The following is a 19,953-nucleotide window of genomic DNA, read 5'->3' as shown; positions in this document are numbered from 1 at the left end:
TTTGCAACCAAAAGTGCATTTCTTTGTTGCGCCCGCTTCTCCAGAATTCATCGGAATAACGACAAATCTATGGGCGAAAACCTGTTCGCCGACGGAATTCTTGGAGACGAATGATGGCTGACATACGTGATCAGGGACAAGTCAACACACCGAAAGTTCAGGCTGACGATGGCCAGAGCCTTCAGGTGTCTCTGCGACAGGATACTTCGCTTTCCAGCGTTCATACGGGAAGCCGTCAGTGGTATGACCCCCGTATCGAAGCGGCCCCGGATGAAGGCTATACGCAGTCACCCGATATTTCGAACTCCTCCGAAAACTACAATGAATCTGTCCTTCAGGATGGCGACAGCTCTGTTTCAAACATAGAGTTGGGCGGGTCCGGAAACAATGCCTCCTCGACCAAAATCGTAAACAATCAGGCCCCGATCGCAGGAAACGGGCAGGAAATTATCGAAACCAACAGCCCGCCTCTGCAACCGGTTACCCAGCCTGACACCGGCGACACCTTCCGCAACGGCTTTGGCGGCGGGGGTGGCGCTGGTGGCACTTCAGGTTCTGGCGGCTCATCTGCGGCTGCCCGCTCGGTGGGGGGCGGCGGGGGTGGTGGTGGCACCACAACCATTGCTGGTGCCAGTGCTGATGATGCGGCGGCGGGGGCTTCGGGCTCCGATGTTCTTTCGGTAAATGATGTCGAAGGTGCGGGTGGTGAAAACCTGACACTGAACATCAATGTTTTCGAAGATAACTCCACCTCGATCTATATCATCCTGATCCAGGGCATGCCTGATGGCGCGACCCTTTCTGCCGGTGACAATCTCGGCAACGGGATCTGGCAGGTCAGCGTTGATGAACTTGATGGGCTGAGCGTTGCCATTACCGAAGAAACCATCGGCAATTACAATGTTACTGTCACTGTCATCAACACAGAAACCGGTGAAGTCGTCGATAGCGAGTCTTTTGAACTTGCTGCAAATGACGGTGCTGACACCCCGACGCTCAGTGTCGATCCGGCTTCGGGCAACGAAGACAGCGCGATTGCGCTTGATATCACTGCTGGTCTGACCGATGCGGATGAAACCCTGTCGGTGACCATCAGCGACATCCCGGCGGGTGCAACTCTGTCGGCTGGCACTGTAAACCCGGATGGTACTGTGACCCTGACCGCTGGTGAGCTGGCAGGTCTGACCATCACGCCGCCGGAAGATTTCAGCGGATCGTTTGATCTGACCGTGACGGCGACTTCGACCGAAGGATCGGATACGGCATCTGTTAGTGAAACACTTGCCGTCACCGTCGATGCCCAGGCAGATGCCCCGACGCTCAGTGTCGATCCGGCTTCGGGTAACGAAGACAGCGCGATCGCGCTCGATATTACCGCCGGTCTGACCGATGCGGATGAAACCCTGTCGGTCACCATCAGCGACATTCCTGCTGGTTCCACTCTGTCCGCTGGTACTGTAAACCCGGATGGCACTGTCACCCTTACCGCTGGTGAGCTGGCCGGTCTGACGATCACACCACCGGAAGACTTCAACGGGTCGTTTGATCTGACTGTCACTGCCACCTCCTCGGATGGCGCAGATACTTCGTCGATTGCTGATACCCTGTCGGTCACCGTTGATCCGGTCGCTGATGCACCGGCTGTCACGGTCGATATCGATCCGGTCATCGAAGAAAATGTTCCGTCCGATCTGACCATCACCCTCGATCCGCTTGAGGCCGATGTTACCGCAGAAATCACCGTCACCGGTCTGCCCGCTGATGCAACCCTCAGTGCCGGCACCCAGAACCCGGATGGCAGCTGGACCCTTTCCGAAGGCGACCTTGCGGGCTTGACCCTCACGGTTTCGACAACCGTCAATATCTCCTTCACGGTGGATGTCACCGTGACACACACCATCAATGGCACAACCGACAGCACGACCCAAAGTGCGACTGTCGATGTGGTCGATGCTGGCGCACTGCCAAGTGTTACTGTCAGCTTCGATGGTGCCGTGCTGGAAGATGCTGCAACACCTCTCGATATCAGTGTCGCCGTTGAAAGCGGTGAAAGTGTTGTCGAAGTCACTGTTGACGGCCTGCCTGCCGGTACCACTCTTTCTGCCGGAACCGTCAATCCCGACGGCTCCGTCACCCTGACTCCGGGCGAACTGGCCGGTCTGACCCTGACCCCGCCTGACGATTACAATGGCAGCCTTGATTTCACGGTAACCGCTGAAACCACGTCCGGAGCCGGCACCGAAACCGTTACCGAAAGCGTCTCGACAACGGTTGAAGCCGTTGCCGGCACCCCGACCCTGACGGTCAATGGCGCCAGCGGCACTGAAGATGGCGGTGCCATCACCCTTGATATCACAGCCGGTGTAACCGATGCCGGTGAAGGCCTGGAAATCACCATCAGTGACATTCCAGCGGGTGCGACACTTTCGGCTGGTACTGTAAACCCGGATGGCACCGTCACACTCACCGCTGGTGAGTTGGCAGGTCTGACGATTACCCCGCCTGAAGACTTCAGCGGATCGTTCGATCTGACTGTCACTGCAACGTCGAGTGACGGTGCGGATACTGCCTCTATTGCCGATACTCTGTCTGTCACCGTTGAGCCGGTCGCGGACACACCGACACTCAGCGTTGACCCGGCATCGGGCAATGAAGACAGCGCAATTGCGCTTGATATCACCGCCGGTCTGACCGATGCGGATGAAACCCTGTCGGTGACGATCAGTGACATTCCTGCTGGTTCCACCTTGTCGGCTGGTACCGTAAACCCGGATGGGACTGTGACCTTGACCGCCGGTGAACTGGCCGGTCTGACGATTACCCCGCCAGAGGACTTTAGCGGATCGTTTGATCTGACTGTCACCGCAACGTCGAGTGACGGCGCGGACACCGCATCCATCGCCGATACCCTGTCGGTCACGGTTGATCCGGTTGCGGACGCCCCGACGCTCAGTGTTGACCCGGCATCGGGCAACGAAGACAGCGCGATTGCGCTCGATATCACTGCTGGCCTGACCGATGCGGATGAAACCCTGTCGGTCACCATCAGCGACATCCCGGCGGGTTCAACTCTTTCGGCTGGGACCGTTAATCCGGATGGCACCGTCACTCTGACCGCCGGTGAGTTGGCCGGTCTGACCATCACCCCGCCAGAGGACTTCAGCGGCTCGTTTGATCTGACCGTCACTGCAACGTCGAGTGACGGTGCGGATACGGCATCCGTTGCCGACACCCTGTCGGTCACCGTTGATCCGGTCGCAGATGCTCCGACGCTGAGCGTTGATCCGGCATCGGGTAACGAAGACAGTGCGATTGCGCTCGATATCACTGCTGGTCTGACCGATGCGGATGAGACTCTGTCGGTGACCATCAGCGACATCCCGGCGGGTTCAACCCTGTCGGCTGGCACCGTTAATCCGGATGGTACTGTGACCCTGACCGCTGCGGAACTCGCCGGCTTGACGATTACACCGCCAGAGGACTTCAGCGGCTCGTTTGATCTGACTGTGACTGCAACGTCTTCGGATAGTGCGGACACCGCGTCGATCGCTGATACCCTGTCGGTTACTGTTGATCCGGTTGCTGATGCTCCGACACTCAGTATCGATCCGGCATTGGGCAACGAAGACAGCGCGATTGCACTTGATATCACCGCTGGTCTGACCGATGCCGATGAAACCCTGTCGGTCACCATCAGTGACATTCCTGCTGGTTCCACTCTGTCGGCTGGCACTGTAAACCCGGATGGCACGGTTACCCTGACTGCCGGTGAGCTGGCAGGTCTTACGATTACCCCGCCGGAAGACTTTAGTGGGTCGTTTGATCTGACTGTCACCGCCACCTCCTCGGATGGTGCAGATACCGCATCCATCGCTGATACTCTGTCTGTCACCGTTGATCCGGTTGCTGATGCTCCGACACTCAGTGTCGATCCGGCATTGGGCAACGAAGACAGCGCCATTGCGCTCGACATTACCGCTGGCCTGACCGATGCGGATGAGACCCTCTCGGTCACCATCAGTGATATCCCGGCGGGTTCCACTCTGTCGGCTGGTACCGTTAATCCGGACGGGACTGTGACCCTCACCGCTGCAGAACTTGCCGGTCTGACGATTACCCCGCCGGAAGACTTCAGTGGGTCCTTCGATCTGACTGTGACTGCCACCTCTTCCGATGGTGCGGACACCGCATCCATCGCAGATACTCTGTCGGTTACGGTTGATCCGGTTGCCGATGCTCCGACACTCAGCGTCGATCCGGCATCGGGCAACGAAGACAGCGCGATTGCGCTTGATATCACCGCTGGTCTGACTGATGCGGATGAGACCCTCTCGGTGACCATCAGCGACATCCCGGCGGGTGCAACCCTGTCGGCCGGCACCGTAAACCCGGATGGCACCATCACCCTTACCGCTGGTGAGCTGGCCGGTTTGACCATCACGCCGCCGGAAGACTTTAGCGGATCGTTTGATCTGACTGTCACCGCAACGTCGAGTGACGGCGCGGACACGGCATCCATCGCCGATACCCTGTCTGTCACCGTTGATCCGGTTGCCGATGCTCCGACGCTCAGCGTTGATCCGGCTTCGGGCAACGAAGACAGCGCGATTGCGCTTGATATCACTGCTGGTCTGACCGATGCGGATGAAACCCTGTCGGTGACCATCAGCGACATCCCGGCGGGTGCAACTCTGTCGGCTGGCACTGTAAACCCGGATGGTACTGTGACCCTGACCGCTGGTGAGCTGGCAGGTCTGACAATTACGCCGCCAGAAGACTTTAGCGGATCGTTTGATCTGACTGTCACCGCAACGTCGAGTGACGGCGCGGACACGGCATCCATCGCAGATACCCTGTCTGTTACAGTTGATCCGGTTGCCGATGCCCCGACACTCAGTGTTGACCCGGCTTCGGGCAACGAAGACAGCGCCATTGCGCTGGATATCACCGCTGGTCTGACTGATGCGGATGAGACCCTGTCGGTCACCATCAGCGACATTCCGGCGGGTTCCACCTTGTCGGCTGGTACTGTAAACCCGGATGGCACGGTTACCCTCACCGCTGGTGAGTTGGCCGGTCTGACGATCACGCCGCCTGCTGATTACTATGGCTCGTTCGATCTGACAGTTACCGCGACTTCGGTTGATGGCTCAGACTCTGCATCTGTCTCTGAAACGCTTACGGTTCAGGTTGAAAACGTTGCAGACGGTCCTGAGTTGACCCTTGGCCTGCCAGCCCTGTGCCTCGAAGACACGGCTTGCGGTCTGACCATCGATGTTGGCGTACTGGCACCATCAGAAGTACTTGAAGTCACCATCGAGGGGCTGCCCAATGATGGGACCCTGTCGGCTGGCATCAAGAACCCGGATGGCAGCTGGACCCTGACCCAGGCCGAACTGGTCGGGCTGACTGTCACCGTCCTTGAGCCGGGGGATTCGCTTCTGACCGTAACCGCCACCGTCAATGACCCGATCAGTGGCACCAGTGACAGCACGATTGCCAACATCAATCTTGAGGTCCTCAATGTCGCAGAAGGCCCGACCCTTAATCTGGGACTGCCAGCCCTGTGCCTCGAAGACACTGCTTGCGGTCTGACAATTGATGTTGGTGTGTTGGCACCATCAGAAGTTCTTGAAGTCACCATCGAAGGATTGCCTAACGATGCGACCCTGTCGGCTGGTACTGTAAACCCGGATGGCAGTTGGACCCTGACCCAGGCAGAACTGGTCGGACTGACCGTCACCGTCCTTGAGCCCGGTGATTCGCTTCTGACCGTGACCGCCACCGTCAATGACCCGATCAGCGGCACCAGTGACAGCACCATTGCCAACATCAATCTTGAGGTCCTCAATGTCGCAGAAGGCCCGACCCTGAATCTCGGGCTGCCGGCGCTGTGTCTGGAAGACACTGCTTGCGGTCTGACAATCGATGTTGGTGTGTTGGCACCATCAGAAGTTCTTGAAGTCACCATCGAAGGGCTGCCCAATGATGGGACCCTGTCGGCCGGCATCAAGAACCCGGATGGCAGCTGGACCCTGACCCAGGCCGAACTGGTCGGGCTGACTGTCACCGTCCTTGAGCCCGGGGATTCGCTTCTGACCGTGACCGCCACTGTCAGTGATCCGATCAGTGGGACCAGTGACAGCACGATTGCCAACATCAATCTTGAGGTCCTCAATGTCGCAGAAGGCCCGACCCTGAATTTGGGTCTGCCAGCCCTGTGCCTCGAAGACACAGCCTGTGGTCTGACCATCGATGTTGGTGTGTTGTCCCCGACCGAGGTACTTGAAGTCACCATCGAAGGACTGCCCAATGATGCAACCCTGTCGGCCGGCATCAAGAACCCGGATGGCAGTTGGACCCTGACACAGGCCGAACTGGTCGGACTGACCGTCACTGTCCTTGAGCCCGGTGATTCGCTTCTGACCGTGACCGCCACCGTCAATGATCCGATCAGTGGCACCAGCGACAGCACCATTGCCAATATCAATCTTGAGGTCCTCAATGTCGCAGAAGGCCCGACCCTGAATTTGGGTCTGCCGGCCCTGTGCCTCGAAGACACCGCTTGTGGTCTGACCATCGATGTTGGTGTGCTATCCCCGACCGAAGTACTTGAAGTCACCATCGAAGGGTTGCCCAATGATGCAACCCTGTCCGCCGGGATCGAAAACCCGGATGGCAGTTGGACCCTGACACAGGCTGAACTCGTCGGCTTGACCGTCACCGCGCTGGAACCGGGGGATTCGCTTCTGACCGTGACCGCCACTGTCAGTGATCCGATCAGTGGGACCAGTGACAGCACGATTGCCAACATCAATCTGGAAGTTCTCAATATCGCAGATGCACCGACACTTGATCTGTCGCTTTCTGCTGCTGTGATCGAGGACTCGCCCACGCCGCTTTTGATTACGGTAAGTGATCTTGCCCTTACCGAGGATGTCACCCTGACAATTGACGGGGTGGATAACGGTGCGACGCTTAATGCCGGAACGCTTAACCCGGATGGCACCTATACGCTTGAGCTTCTGGATCTGGTGGGTCTGGCGATCACGCCGGACACCGAAGACGATCTGCAATTGTCGATCACGGCGACGGTTGAAGATTCTTCGAGCAATACTGTGGCGACAACGACGGCAACGCTGGATATCGATGTGCTGCCAAATCCGTTGGATCCGTTGATCTGATCCCGTCTGGAGAGGAGTGGATAAAATGACAGCGACAATAACAAAATTTGCTGCCCAAGAACGAGGCGGTCAACGCCCGGTACGCCTGCTTATCTGTGATGATTCCGTCTTTATGCGAATGGCTTTGGTTGCCCTTTGCGAGGATCATCCGGAAATCGAAATTGTCGGGGAAGCCGAAAACGGACTTGAAGCCGTTGAAGCCGCCCGAAGATTGCAGCCCGATGTCATCACGATGGATATCGCGATGCCCCATCAGGATGGTATTTCTGCCACCCGCGAAATTCTGTCCGAGGCCGATACATCGATCATCGTTCTGAGTTCATTAAGCGAGCAACGCCATACACTGGCCAATGAATTGCTTAATCTTGGTGCGGTCGATGTGATCTGGAAGTCTGCATCGATGCTTGATATCGATCTCGATGGTATTGCCGCAACCATGCTTGAAAAGATCATTTTCTGGGGGCGCAATTCATTCGGGTCGGAACAGGATGAAATCGGCGACAGTCCGAAAATCGAAATCCTGGTCAAACGCAAAGAACCCAAACTGCTTTTGCTCAAGGCTGGGGCGGGCAGCGTGCCCATTCTCAAGGATATTGTGGAAACCTTTTCCACCGGCTGTTTGCCGGTCCTGATTTCGGCCAATGTGCCGCGCTCGTGCATTGAATCTCTTGAGACTTTTCTCAAGAGGAAGTCGATCCGGCCGCTTATGCCGGTCGAGGACGGACTTGGTTTGGAAACCGGTGTCACCTATATCATGAACGAACAGTCCAGATTCGGGGTGATTGGTGAACGCGGAAGTTGCCGGTTCCGTCCACTCGCACTTCTGGATGCCAAAGACAATCTGATCACGACACTGGTAAAGTCGGGATATCTGCCTGTGACCATCGCACTTCCCGGCGTGTCTGACGAGTATCTGCTGCATCCGGAAAACGTTTTCTCGGGCGGGCAGTTCTGCTTCCTGGGGGAAGAAGGACGAAGCCCGCAAACCGCACCGTCCAAGGAATGGATATCCATCAACAGTAGAATACACCTCAATCGTGTTCTGGAGATTTTATAGTCATGAACGCTTCGATAAACATGAACAGCTTTCAGTCGAAAATTGCTGCGTTGCGTGAACGCTATGCCGAGCAAACTTCTGAGAAAATCGACTTTATCGTAAGCACCTGGTCGCGTTATTGCGAAACTCCGAACCGGGATGATTTCGAAGTTCTTCTGATGGAAGTCCACCGCATTTCCGGAACGGCAAAAACATATGGCTTCCCCAGACTGGGGGAAATGGCATGTGACCTTGAAAAGTTGCTGATTGACGAGGGCGTGGCAAACCCGTCTGCCAAGGCCCTGTCGATCATTGATCAGCTAAAAGACTATTCCGCCGACGAAGACGAAGGGTTCGAAGCATAGGCATTTCTGCCCCAATTCCGATAAGTGCGGCACAGAAAATCGCCGCATCTGTTGGGCGTTCAATGAAAATCATGACTGTCGATTTTCAGGGTCGGGGCAGTTTGCGTCTTTGATGCAGGTGAGGAACCCAAACCATCAAGCCCGCTTGCCCAACGCAGATTGCGCGGATGGGTATTGTTGCTGCGCGCAATTCTGTTGTTTTCGGTCAATCCTTGCAACATGGGGGTCAGATCAACCAGCTTGTCGGCGATGATATGGGTCACGCCGTCTTCACGCTGAAGCTTGCCGGTTACCCCCATCACCGTGGCGGTCATGACTTCGCGTCGATATTTTTCCATCACCTTGTTCCAGACCACCAGATTGGTAATGCCTGTTTCATCCTCAAGCGTGATGAACACCACCCCCGATGCCGTACCCGGACGTTGACGCACAATGGCAAGACCGGCATGACTGATCCGGTCGCCGTCGCGAACCCGGGCCAGATCCGTCGCCTTGCTGATACCGGCCCCGCCAAGGGCATCACGCAACATGCTGATCGGATGCCCCTTAAGCGACAAGCGCAGGCTTGCATAATCCTCGATGATTTCTTCGCCCGGCCCCATAACCGGCAAATCCACCGGGGCTTCCGGCCCGAATTCGGCTGATACCCCCATATTGTGGTTGAAATTCTGGGCTGCTTCAAACAAGGGCAAGGCAGCGGGTGGTTTGCGCCCCTTGCCAAAGCGCCGGACGGCCCAAAGCGCTTCGCGCCGCGACAAACCAAGAGATCCAAACGCATCGGCCTCGGCCAGTTTTTCAAGGGCCGCAGGTGACAGACCGGTCTGACGCGCCATCAGATAGATATCCTGAAAGCCGCCAGCCGGACGGTTGGCCATCAGGGCAAGGGCATCAAGTTCGCCAAATCCCTTGATCTGGCGAAAGCCCAACCGCACCGCGTGATAGCCGCTGGCCCGGCCCATTTCACGTTCAAGCCGGTTGTCCCAGAAACTGTGATTGATATCGATTTCAAGCACGCGTACTCCGTGATTGCGCGCATCATTGACCAGTTGCGCCGGGGCATAAAACCCCATCGGCTGCGCGTTCAAAAGCGCACATAAAAATACATCCGGATGATGGCATTTCAGCCAGGATGACGCATAGGCCAGAATGGCAAAGCTTGCCGCATGGCTTTCGGGAAATCCGTAATCGGCAAAGCCTTCGATCTGTTTGAAACAGCGTTCGGCAAACTCGATGTCATAGCCGTTTTTGAGCATGCCATTGATGAATTTGGTGCGATGTTCGCCGATCGTTCCGGTGCGTTTGAAGGTCGCCATGGCCCGGCGCAGGTTATCGGCTTCTCCGCCGGAATAGCCGGCGGCAACAATGGCGATCTGCATCGCCTGTTCCTGAAACAGCGGCACGCCACAGGTTCGCTTCAAAACAGCTTCAAGCTGTTTGGACGGATATTCGACCTTTTCCCGTCCCATGCGCCGCTGCAAGAAGGGATGAACCATGCCGCCCTGAATCGGACCGGGGCGCACAATCGCCACCTGAATGGTCAGGTCATAGATACTTTTGGGTTTAAGACGGGGCAGCATGCTCATTTGTGCACGTGATTCCACCTGGAAAGTGCCGATACTGTCGGCCTTTTCAAGCATCCGGTAGGTTGCCCGGTCTTCCTTGGGCAGGGTCGCAAGGTCATAATCAATATTCTTGTGCGTGCGCAAATCATCCAGTGCCTTGCGAATGCAGGTCAACATCCCAAGGGCGAGGATATCAACCTTGAGAATGCCCAGCGCATCAATATCGTCCTTGTCCCATTCAATCGTCGTGCGATCGGCCATCGCCGCATTGGCAATCGGCGAAAGTTCACAAAGCGGCCCGCGCGTAATGACAAACCCGCCGACATGTTGCGACAAATGGCGGGGAAATCCGGTAAGTTCGCCCGCCAGATCAAGCACGGCCTTAAGCCTTGGCTCATCGGGATGAATGCCCGATTGGCGCATCATGGTGTCATGCGCACCCTTGCTGCTTGATCCCCAGATGGTTTTGGTCAGTTTGACAATAGTGTCTTCGGACAGGCCGAACACCTTGCCGACATCACGAATGGCGCTGCGCGACCGGTATGAAATCACCGTCGCGGTCAATCCGGCACGTTCACGGCCATACCGTTCATAGATGAACTGAATGACTTCTTCGCGGCGTTCATGTTCAAAATCAACATCGATATCAGGCGGTTCATTGCGGGCATTGCTGATGAAGCGCGAAAACAGCAACTCCACCTTGTTGGGGTCAACCGATGTGACATGCAGGCAAAAACAAACCGATGAATTAGCCGCCGATCCCCGCCCCTGGCACAAAATCCCCCTCGACCGGGCAAAGGCCACAATGTCATGCACCGTCAGGAAATAGGGGGCATAGCCCAGCTCGTCGATCAGTTTAAGCTCGGTCTCGATCAGGTTTCTGACCTTGTCGGGCACCCCTTCGGGATAGCGTTTTGCCGCCCCTTCCCAGGTCAAACGGATCAGACGTTCCTGTGTGCCTTCGCCCGATCCGTCATTTTCATCGGGATATTCATAGCGCAATTCATCAAGGCTGAAGGTGCATTGATCGGCAATCTCGACCGTGCGGGCAAGCCAATGGGGATGATCGGGAAACAGACGCGCCATTTCACGCGGCGATTTGATATGGCGTTCCCCATTGGGGAATAGCCGATAGCCCGCATCCTCGATCCGGCAATGATGGCGGATACAGGTCAGCACATCCTGCAGGGGTTTGCGCGACCGAAGATGCATATGAACATCATTGGTCACGACCGCAGGAATGCCAAGACGGGTTTCGATTTCCTCAGTAAAGGCAAGGCGTTCGCTGTCGAACCCGTCCATGAACCGCCCGACAGAGAGCCACAATCGCCCCCCGAACCATGATTTGAGCCGCACCAGATCGCTGCGAAATGCATCATCCGGCACCTGTGGTGGCACGGCAATGAACAGCAGCCCGTCCTTGTGATCGACAATATCGGCAAGATAAATCTCGCACGCCCCCTTGGGCGCGCGGCGCTTGCCAAGGGTAAGCAACCGGCACAATCGTGCATAAGATACCCGATCGGTCGGATAACACAGCAAGGATGGCCCATCCATCGGATCAAGCCGGCAGCCAACAATGTAATTTAACCGGTCGGCATAATTGCGATGTGCGCTATGTCCGCGCACGACACCGGCCAATGTGTTGCGATCCGTCAGCGCAATGGCATGCAATCCCTTGGTCGCGGCGGTCAAAACCAGTTCCTCGGCATGGGATGCCCCGCGCAAAAAGGAAAAATTGCTGCTGACCTGAAGTTCGGCATAGACCGGCTCATCGGTGCGAATGGCTTGCTGTGTCATGGCATCATCCCCCGAAAATCCCGTGGATTGACCAGATATCCTGCCCCGCATGTCCGGTGCGCAACAGCCATAACATCCGGCCTTTCTGATCACGGATCCGGAAATAGTCGCGTGTCATTCGCGACAGGGCGTAATGATCGTCATCAAGATGCCCCCACCATTCCGGACAGATGCGTTCAGGCCCCTCGGCGCAGGCGATATCCACAATCATTTTGCGCCAGCGCAGTCGCGTTGGCGCGCCATTGGTACTGCGTGCGATGACTTCCACCGGTTCGGGGGGCTCCAGCAATCTGACAGGACGTTTTGGCAAGGGGGCATCTGGCAGCCGTACCGGCCTTGCCCCGCCGACCGGGGATTGGCGAATGGCGGCCCGTTCGGGCATGTGGCTTGCGTGATGGGCCGGACGATAAAGAATGTCATTTGGTCCAAGATGATGACAGATCCGGTCAATCAACTGCCCCAGTGCAAGCCCGTCACTGCTGTCATCCTGCTGATGGTCAAGGCGGGCCTGGCGAAAGGCGACATGTTCGACCCACGGCGCATGGACAATGATCTGCTCGATACCGAAACCGGTATCGACACCGGGCATCTTTTCGCCCAGCAATCGCAAAACATGCGGTGCGGACTGACACGGGGTCCCGGTTGTTGTGGTGATGGTATGGGCATGACCATCCACCCGGATCGAACGGACACATATCCGCCGCAGGCCCAGATTTTCGCATGCAAGCATCTCGCACAGCTTGCCCGTCATGTTTTCGATCGCCAGTGCCAGATTGACCGCATCGCCAAGCGGTTCGCCAAAGCTTTGTTTGATCAGCCAGGGGGTATCGGGCAATTTGAAGTTCAGATGTTCGGGCAAGCGCCCATAAAACTGATCAAGACGGCGCAACACATCGGGTCCCAGCCGGGTGGTGATATTGGCGCGCGGCAAGGGTGTAATATCGCCCAGTTGCTTAAGGCCAAGCCGCGACAACAGGGCGATGATGTCATCCGACAGACGCAGGGCCGAAACCGGAAATCCTGCCGCGATTTCATGATCGGCGGGCAAGGACAGGATATGCTCGGTCGACGCACCGGGATGATGACGCGCAGCGGCCCAGGCGGCCCCGGCCGTATCGGCAATGGCAATTCTAGCACCATAGCCCCGGGATTTCACATCACGCAGGATGTGACCGATCATGGTGGCTTCCCCGCCAAACAAATGACTGCCGCCGGTGATTTCCAGCCATAATCCGCCATCGCCTTGCAGGCCGTGCGCATGCAATTCCCGATCCGGCGCGACCCAGGGGCTGTATCGATCCATCAAACGGATCAATCCCGCCAGATGCATGTCATAAAGCGCCTCATCCTCGGGGCTGTCGTGCAAACCGGGAAGGATGCTGCGCGCATCGGAAAGACGCATGCCCCCGTATAATCCCGCGTCCCGGGCCCGGGCATTCAGCCCGCACACCAGAACCCCTTTGTGATCGGCGCGCGTGATGACATGTGGCCCGTCAGCATCATCTGCCGGTTCGGTGGGGCCGCTGTTTTCAGATGACACGTCCTGGTCCGCCTTGTGGCGGGTATCGGCCGTGGTTCTGCTGATTTTCTGACAATCCGTCTTCCAGTGGGTCAACCACAGATAAAGAAAACGTTGATGCATCGGTTTTGACTTTCCAGCTTCCCGGTCGGACCCCGCGTCCCCCGATCAGGCTGAGATGATGAATATTCCCTGTCTTGGTGTCTGACGTGCTTGGGACCGGTTCGATCTTCCAGCGTGTCAATGCACTTGATGGCATCAACCGCCCGCCATGCGATGCCCGGCGCAAAACAATCATCCGGGTTCCGCCCGCTTCACAGGCCAGTTGCAGACGCCTTGCCGATGTCAGGTCGTAATCGGTGGTTTCCAGAATAATCGATGCGACCTGCCCGGATTTGGCGGCCTCCTCACAGCTCCATAAGGCGATATCCTGCTGATCGACTGTCATCATCAAGGGCGGCGGATCCGTTACCTGCCCGACCGGCAAGGCCAGATGATAAAACCCGCCCTGATCAATCGCCCGTCTTTGCCGAACCCAGAAAACAGACCGGTTTGACTGGGCATGGCCCTGTGCGCTGTTTTGCGGTTTTTCTTGCGATCTGTCTTGCTCGCAGCCTTGTAACCTTCCGTATCCTGCCCTCTGCTCTTGCGGAGCAATCCGGGCCAGATACCAGGCCAAAATCGACGCCGCCCCACCATCATGGGCACAGATTACCTCATGCATACCAACCGGCACAAAACCGCCGATGCTGATATTGCGTGACAAGGCCATACCGCCAAACAGGCAGCCGACCACACCGCCTGCCTTGCCGGGGAAACAGGATACATTTCCCCTCCAACTTTTTTCGGCCCGTGCCAAGACAGCCCGGGCATCCCTGATCCGTTCAGCAAGCATCTTACCCAAACACAACAAATGTTCTCTATTTGTTCTTATTTAGGAACGCCCGATATCAGAGTCAAATCAAAAGCTTTCAGGTGGGGTGAGGGCGATGGAGGAAAGCGGGCCTATTCATCTGCGGTGCCTGCTGGCAAGAACACGCAAAGGGAACCGTGCAAACGTTGTGACAATAACAGTACTCCAACAAACAGACAGTGGATGAAGGAAAATGTGCCTAGTGACAGAAAACACGACACATTTTCAACATGCTAGATCCGTCCGGGATAGATAGTTGAGGCACGCCAACTGCTGAGTGCCTCCAGCCACCCGAAATCAATTTTTGTCTGCGCAGGAAGCGTTATCGCCAACCATGCTTTGTCAATTGGCATAACTTGTGTCTGGTATTGTGTGAAGGTCTTGTAGCTCAATCTGACCCCTGCCACGACTTCCGATACTGAGGTCGGCTCATACAGTTTGGGCGGCATAGTCATACCTGTTGTCAGCACCTTGCCCAAGCTTTCGCGTGCACACCAAAGTATGGATGCAGCCTCATACTCATTCAGAGAAAGCTCGAAGAACTGTTGCCGCAAACTCGCGTCAACATCATTCAGAACGGGCACAATGTCGGCCTCTGCCAATTGCTCAACATCGACACCGATCGGGTGACCTTTATGGTGAATAACGGCAACACAAATCTCGTCGGAGTGAGAAATCGACACACCAAGTTCGCAACACCCGACAGATGTACCCATAATAATAGGCTGGTGAAAAACACCGCTACCGATGGCGATATCATGTGGTGACACATCATCGAGATGACATTTCAAAGCAAGCTTCGCAGCCAACCGTCCAATTGTGAAACTGTCACGTCGCTGAGGAAACTCGAAAGACAGCCGTCTTTGCTGTTCGTGTGTATGTAAATATCTGTTCGCCAGACTTTCGGTTTCCTCCGGACCAAGGCGTTGCCTGTCAATTATTGCAATGGTCGCTTTCAAAATATCCGGGGCACCAAAGCCTTCGAAGGATCCATCACGGGTTAATGCCAGTTTTTGCACGACGCAGCTTTCCGGAAACATGGCGATTAACCTCATACTTTTCAGACTGCTTCTGTATGGCCCGGCGAAGATGGCTGCTTTACCAAGCTGTATTCAGGCAACCACACACATTCACCTTACACACGTGCAGGATGCAAATTTCATACACCCTGCACAACTAATTAATTGCGAATGAGTATTATTTTTGATAACTCCATAAAAACCCATCACCTTAGTCAGGTATGTGACTTGGCAATAACGGACCTCAAAAAACTCTTTCAGTCTCACCAAAGGGAATTGCAGATTTATCTGACACGCCTTTTGCGTGATGCAGATACAGCAATGGATCTGACACAGGAGACATTTTTGCGTGTGTCGGAACATGCCAGCCCCGATAAGGCAAACGAAGTCACCCATGTCCGTTCCTACCTGTACCGCGTCGCCCATAATCTTGCGATTGATCACGTTCGGGCACAAAAGCGAAACCCGGTTGCCGGTACCGATGACATTCCCCTTGATGTCATTCCCAATAATTCACCCTCGCCAGAACAGATCGTCGGAGGGCAGTCTGAGCTTGAATATGTACGCCGCGCGCTTGATGAGCTGCCTGAAAAAACGCGCGAAATCTTTACTCTTGTGCGCGTTGAAGGGCTGACTTATCGCGAAACGGCTGAACAGCTCGGCATTTCTGACAGCTCCGTGCAGAAACATGTCGCGCGCGCTATTGCCCATGTGATGAAGCGCATGCGGGAAAGCCGGTCATGAAATTGCACAAAGTTTTTACGCATTTCTTGCAGTTTTATCGTCCAACAGATAAGGACGCTTTGTCCGGGTTGTCGGCAAGTGCGGGTTGGTAACGTGAGCCAGATGCAAGAAACACAGAAAAACATTGATCTGGCCGCGGCCGATTGGGTTGCGAAAATGATCAATGGCGACCTCAGCACATCTGAACATGAAGAGCTCCACATTTGGCTGAATGCCGCACCGGAAAACCAGCAAGCTTTCATTGAGGCCAACAACGCGCTTGCTGTAATGGATGAAGCAATTCGATCAAAAGATCGCACAACCGAAAGCCCTTCATCAAAGGTTGTCGAGCTTAAACATCCGGCAAAACCGTCATCCAAGGTCCCCTCGGCAAAGAAACGCCGCTGGAGCTACGTCGCACTTGCCGCAAGCTTGCTGCTGGCGGTTGCTTCTACGCGCGTTATGTTTGGTGACCCGACCATTTTCCTCAGCGCTGATTATCACACTGCTGTCGGGGAAGTGCGGGCCATTACACTTGAGGATGGCAGTACCGTCACCTTGGGCCCCGATAGTGCAATCGCGGTTCAGTTTACCGATCAAATCCGAAACATCGCATTGATTAGCGGGCTTGCCGATTTTCAAGCTGTTCCGATGGAACGTGCGAACAAGCGTGTTTTCACCGTCACCTCGCCGCATGGCCAGGTGCAGGCGTTGGGCACCCGGTTTATCGTCAACAGCTTTGATGACCACACCAATGTTGCCGTGTTGGAACATCAGGTTGAAGTCAAGCCAAACTCGGCAACATCAGAACACATAGCGATCTTGGCGGAAAATCAGGCCGTCCGTTATAACCGCCATTCAATCAGCCCGGTGTCCACAATCAAACCCGACCGGGCGCTTAGTTGGCAAAAAGGCAAACTGATATTTGATCGCGTCACACTGCGCGAAGTTGTCTCGGAATTCTCGCGGTACCAGCGCGGCAAAATCATGATTGCGAACGAGACTGCGGCACGCAAGCTTGTCAGCGGTGTCTTTGACATGACCGATCCCCAGGCCGGACTGGAACTGATTGCACGGGAACTTGGGGTCCAGAATATCTCGATAACACCGCTAATGACCGTTCTGTACTAAGGATTTCGGCATTCTGAGAGGCCCGGCTTTCTTGGGCTTCTGGTCTTTATCGACCCAAAAATCAAAAAAACTGAAATTTATCTTACTGAGTCTGAACGCAAATCCCGTCTCATCCAATACAAGCAAATGACAATCATTTGCGTTACGGAAAAACTTTCGAGAATGGGGGTCTGCGTAATGCAGGTAATAAAAACCGGCAAAGCCGGATTGGTAAACGGGTTTGGCCATCGTCTGGCACATAGCGTCAGCTTGGTCGCATTGGCTGCGGGTATTGTTGTTGCCGGGGTATCGACACCTGCAACCGCGCAGCAAAATACAGAAACGCAAAGTGACACATCATCCGCAATCGATTTTTCCATCCCGGCTCAGGACCTTAATCAGGCGCTTTTGACCTTCGCCAACCAGACAAATCTGCAACTCTTTTATGATGTCGATCGGGTTGCCGGATTGCAAAGCACGGCCCTTAACGGCACGCATTCCCCTGCCGATGCATTGAGAATCCTTCTTTCCGGCAGTGGCGTCAGCTATCGCTTTACTGGCAAGAATACGGTTTCCCTTACCAAGCTGGAAACATCAGACAGCAGCAGAGCAAACGTCATTGACCCGGTCTATGTCGAAGCAAACGCCCAGGACTCAGAGGACCTCGCACATGGCTATGTCGCCACACGAAGCAGTGCAGGTACAAAAACCAGCAAAGCCCTGATTGAAACAGCAAAAACTATTTCCGTCGTATCAGGCCAGGAAATCGAAGACCGCGCCGTTGCCAGCATCGAAGATGCAGTTGCTTATACCGCCGGGGTAGCAACCAACAATTACGGATATGATCCGCGCTTTGATCAGGTTTATGTTCGTGGCTACCCTGTCCATATTTATGGCGATTACCGTGACGGCCTGCGCCAGATGACAGGCGTCTATGCGACGTTTCGCACAGAACCCTACAGCCTTGAACAGCTTGAAATCGTAAAGGGTCCCACCGCGGCTCTTTACGGGCAATCAACACCGGGAGGCTTGCTCAACAGTGTTACCAAACGCCCCCACCTTGGTGCAAAAAACAATGTCTATGGCCGTTTCACCAACACCGACTCATACGAAGGCGGATTTGATTACAATCTTGGCCTGACAGAAAACGGGACCTGGGCATCACGCTTTGTTGGCATGGCGCGCTTTGGCGAAACCAGCAACGAAATTCAGGATGATCGGCAAATGTTCGCGCCAACAATTCGTTGGCAACCCAACGCGGATACCGATCTGACCATCTATACCCTGTTCCAGCATGACGAAACGGATGCCTCGGCAACCCTTCTGAACCTTAATGGCGCGATCCTTGATTACCGGACCAGTGACGCGGATTACGACTACCAGAAGCAGGATCAGTTCCAAGTCGGCTATGACTTGACCCATGACCTGAACAACGCGCCTGTCACTTTGGCGCAGAAAGCGCGCTTCGGGTATTTCGATCTTGAGGCACGCTACCTGACCGGCGGCGTGACCGGCGGCGGGTGGAAGAACTCCAATACGGAATACCATCGCGCAGCACAGGCAGTTGAGGAAACCCTCTGGAGCGCGCAGGTCGACAACCAGGTCATCACGACTTTCGAGACCGCCGATGCCAAACACGAAGTCCTGACCGGTCTTGATCTGATGTATTCCAAGTCGGATTACCGTTTCGGTTCAAGCGGTGTACTCAGTGACTACATCTTCTATCTCAATGATCCGAACCGGTCGATTTCCGGCACGACACCAGCCTACACAACATTTGATGATGTAACCTACAATCAATCCGGCATCTATGTTCAGGACCAGATTGAACTTGGCAACTGGCATCTGAATGGTGGTGTGCGGTTTGACTATGCTGAACGCAAACGTATCAGCCGACTGACCAATAAAGGTTCGACCGACTACAACACGGCAACGACCTTTAACCTCAGTGCGCTCTATGCCTTTGATAACGGCATATCGCCCTATGTCAGTTGGGGTACGTCCTTTTTGCCTAGCACCAGTCAGAATTCCGAAGGCAAAATGCTCACCCCGACCGAGGGCGAGCAGTATGAGGCCGGAATCAAATTCGAACCGGTCGGGTTTGATGGCTTCTTCACGGTTTCCGCCTATCGCCTGACCGAGGACAATGTCGCACGCTATGCTGGCTATAGCGGGTCTATCGGTTCGTACTATGACTCAATCGGCAAACTGGAAACGCGTGGCCTCGAGCTCGAAGGCAGCGCCAATGTAACCGAGAACCTTAGCCTGGTCGGGAACCTTTCCTACAACAATGCCAAAATCGTCAAAGGTTCCTATCGCGGCAATACCCCGCTCGTAACACCGGAAAAAACAGCATCCACTTGGGCGAACTACACCTTCAATGAAGGCCCGCTTGATGGATGGGGCTTTGGTGCCGGTGTTCGCTACACCGACTCAAGCTATGCCAACTATACCAACACGAGCAAGAACAAGCCCTATACGCTGCTCGATGCTGCGATCCGCTATGACTTTGCAGCACTTAGTAACAAGCTCGATGGCCTGACCCTTGCGATTAACGGCACCAACCTTGCCGATAACGATGCCAGTATCTGTAACAATGGTTACTGCTACCAGATCGAAGGACAGACCATCGCCGCAACTCTGAAATACGACTGGTAACCGAATATTCCGGGGCGCGCGATTGCGCCCCGGACCAAATCTCGCAATCCGCGTTCACCGCGGA

At 55.3% G+C, this 19,953-nt stretch carries 10 protein-coding genes; 6 read left to right on the top strand and 4 right to left on the bottom strand.

Going from position 1 to position 19,953, the window contains the following annotated elements:
- Nucleotides 1–113 precede the first annotated feature (113 nt).
- The 3 genes from SIB88_RS06220 to SIB88_RS06210 are packed head-to-tail and all read left to right on the top strand — an operon-like array spanning nt 114 to nt 8,585.
- A complete protein-coding gene (locus SIB88_RS06220; RefSeq protein ID WP_412557637.1) occupies nt 114–7,184 on the top strand; it encodes a beta strand repeat-containing protein in 7,071 nt (2,356 codons plus the stop codon).
- A gap of 25 nt (nt 7,185–7,209) precedes the next feature.
- Nucleotides 7,210–8,241 (top strand): response regulator, encoded by a 1,032-nt coding sequence (locus SIB88_RS06215; protein WP_101245643.1) that lies wholly within the window; start codon nt 7,210–7,212, stop codon nt 8,239–8,241.
- A gap of 2 nt (nt 8,242–8,243) precedes the next feature.
- Entirely contained in the window at nt 8,244–8,585 is a 342-nt protein-coding gene (locus SIB88_RS06210; RefSeq protein ID WP_068518774.1) for an Hpt domain-containing protein, read from the top strand.
- Between the two features lie 59 nt (nt 8,586–8,644).
- On the opposite strand, the gene SIB88_RS06205 is transcribed toward SIB88_RS06210, so the two are convergent.
- The 4 genes from SIB88_RS06205 to SIB88_RS06190 form a co-directional block, all read right to left on the bottom strand.
- Nucleotides 8,645–11,947, bottom strand: a complete 3,303-nt coding sequence (locus tag SIB88_RS06205; RefSeq protein WP_412557636.1) for an error-prone DNA polymerase — start codon at nt 11,945–11,947, stop codon at nt 8,645–8,647.
- Nucleotides 11,948–11,951: 4 nt separating this feature from the next.
- On the bottom strand, nt 11,952–13,487 hold the full coding sequence (locus SIB88_RS06200) for a Y-family DNA polymerase (RefSeq protein WP_412565936.1): 1,536 nt from the start codon (nt 13,485–13,487) through the stop codon (nt 11,952–11,954).
- On the bottom strand, nt 13,477–14,262 hold the full coding sequence (locus tag SIB88_RS06195; RefSeq protein ID WP_412557634.1) for an ImuA family protein: 786 nt from the start codon (nt 14,260–14,262) through the stop codon (nt 13,477–13,479). The genes SIB88_RS06200 and SIB88_RS06195 overlap by 11 nt, the downstream gene beginning before the upstream one ends.
- Before the next feature lie 350 nt (nt 14,263–14,612).
- Nucleotides 14,613–15,419: a 4'-phosphopantetheinyl transferase family protein gene (locus SIB88_RS06190; RefSeq protein ID WP_412565935.1), complete on the bottom strand. Its 807-nt coding sequence runs from the start codon at nt 15,417–15,419 to the stop codon at nt 14,613–14,615.
- A gap of 150 nt (nt 15,420–15,569) precedes the next feature.
- Between SIB88_RS06190 and SIB88_RS06185 the strand changes: the two genes are divergently transcribed.
- The 3 genes from SIB88_RS06185 to SIB88_RS06175 all read left to right on the top strand — a co-directional run bounded on the left by SIB88_RS06185 (nt 15,570) and on the right by SIB88_RS06175 (nt 19,889).
- Entirely contained in the window at nt 15,570–16,142 is a 573-nt protein-coding gene (locus SIB88_RS06185) for an RNA polymerase sigma factor (RefSeq protein WP_412557632.1), read from the top strand.
- Nucleotides 16,143–16,244: 102 nt separating this feature from the next.
- Nucleotides 16,245–17,252, top strand: a complete 1,008-nt coding sequence (locus SIB88_RS06180) for a FecR family protein (protein ID WP_412559402.1) — start codon at nt 16,245–16,247, stop codon at nt 17,250–17,252.
- Nucleotides 17,253–17,429: 177 nt separating this feature from the next.
- Complete coding sequence (locus tag SIB88_RS06175) at nt 17,430–19,889, top strand: TonB-dependent siderophore receptor (RefSeq protein WP_412557631.1); 2,460 nt, start codon at nt 17,430–17,432, stop codon at nt 19,887–19,889.
- Nucleotides 19,890–19,953 lie beyond the last annotated feature (64 nt).

The organism is Thalassospira sp. MIT121401 (assembly GCF_047125595.1).
Lineage (GTDB): Bacteria > Pseudomonadota > Alphaproteobacteria > Rhodospirillales > Thalassospiraceae > Thalassospira > Thalassospira povalilytica.
The sequence above is the reverse complement of the archived record's forward strand: the minus strand, read 5'-3'. Positions and strand labels throughout refer to the sequence as shown.

Coding starts and splice junctions, on each gene's coding strand:
- SIB88_RS06220 (WP_412557637.1), top strand. CDS start 114: ATGGCTGACATACGTGATCAGGGACAAGTCAACACACCGAAAGTTCAG.
- SIB88_RS06215 (WP_101245643.1), top strand. CDS start 7,210: ATGACAGCGACAATAACAAAATTTGCTGCCCAAGAACGAGGCGGTCAA.
- SIB88_RS06210 (WP_068518774.1), top strand. CDS start 8,244: ATGAACGCTTCGATAAACATGAACAGCTTTCAGTCGAAAATTGCTGCG.
- SIB88_RS06205 (WP_412557636.1), bottom strand. CDS start 11,947: ATGACACAGCAAGCCATTCGCACCGATGAGCCGGTCTATGCCGAACTT.
- SIB88_RS06190 (WP_412565935.1), bottom strand. CDS start 15,419: ATGTTTCCGGAAAGCTGCGTCGTGCAAAAACTGGCATTAACCCGTGAT.
- SIB88_RS06185 (WP_412557632.1), top strand. CDS start 15,570: ATGAGTATTATTTTTGATAACTCCATAAAAACCCATCACCTTAGTCAG.
- SIB88_RS06180 (WP_412559402.1), top strand. CDS start 16,245: ATGCAAGAAACACAGAAAAACATTGATCTGGCCGCGGCCGATTGGGTT.
- SIB88_RS06175 (WP_412557631.1), top strand. CDS start 17,430: ATGCAGGTAATAAAAACCGGCAAAGCCGGATTGGTAAACGGGTTTGGC.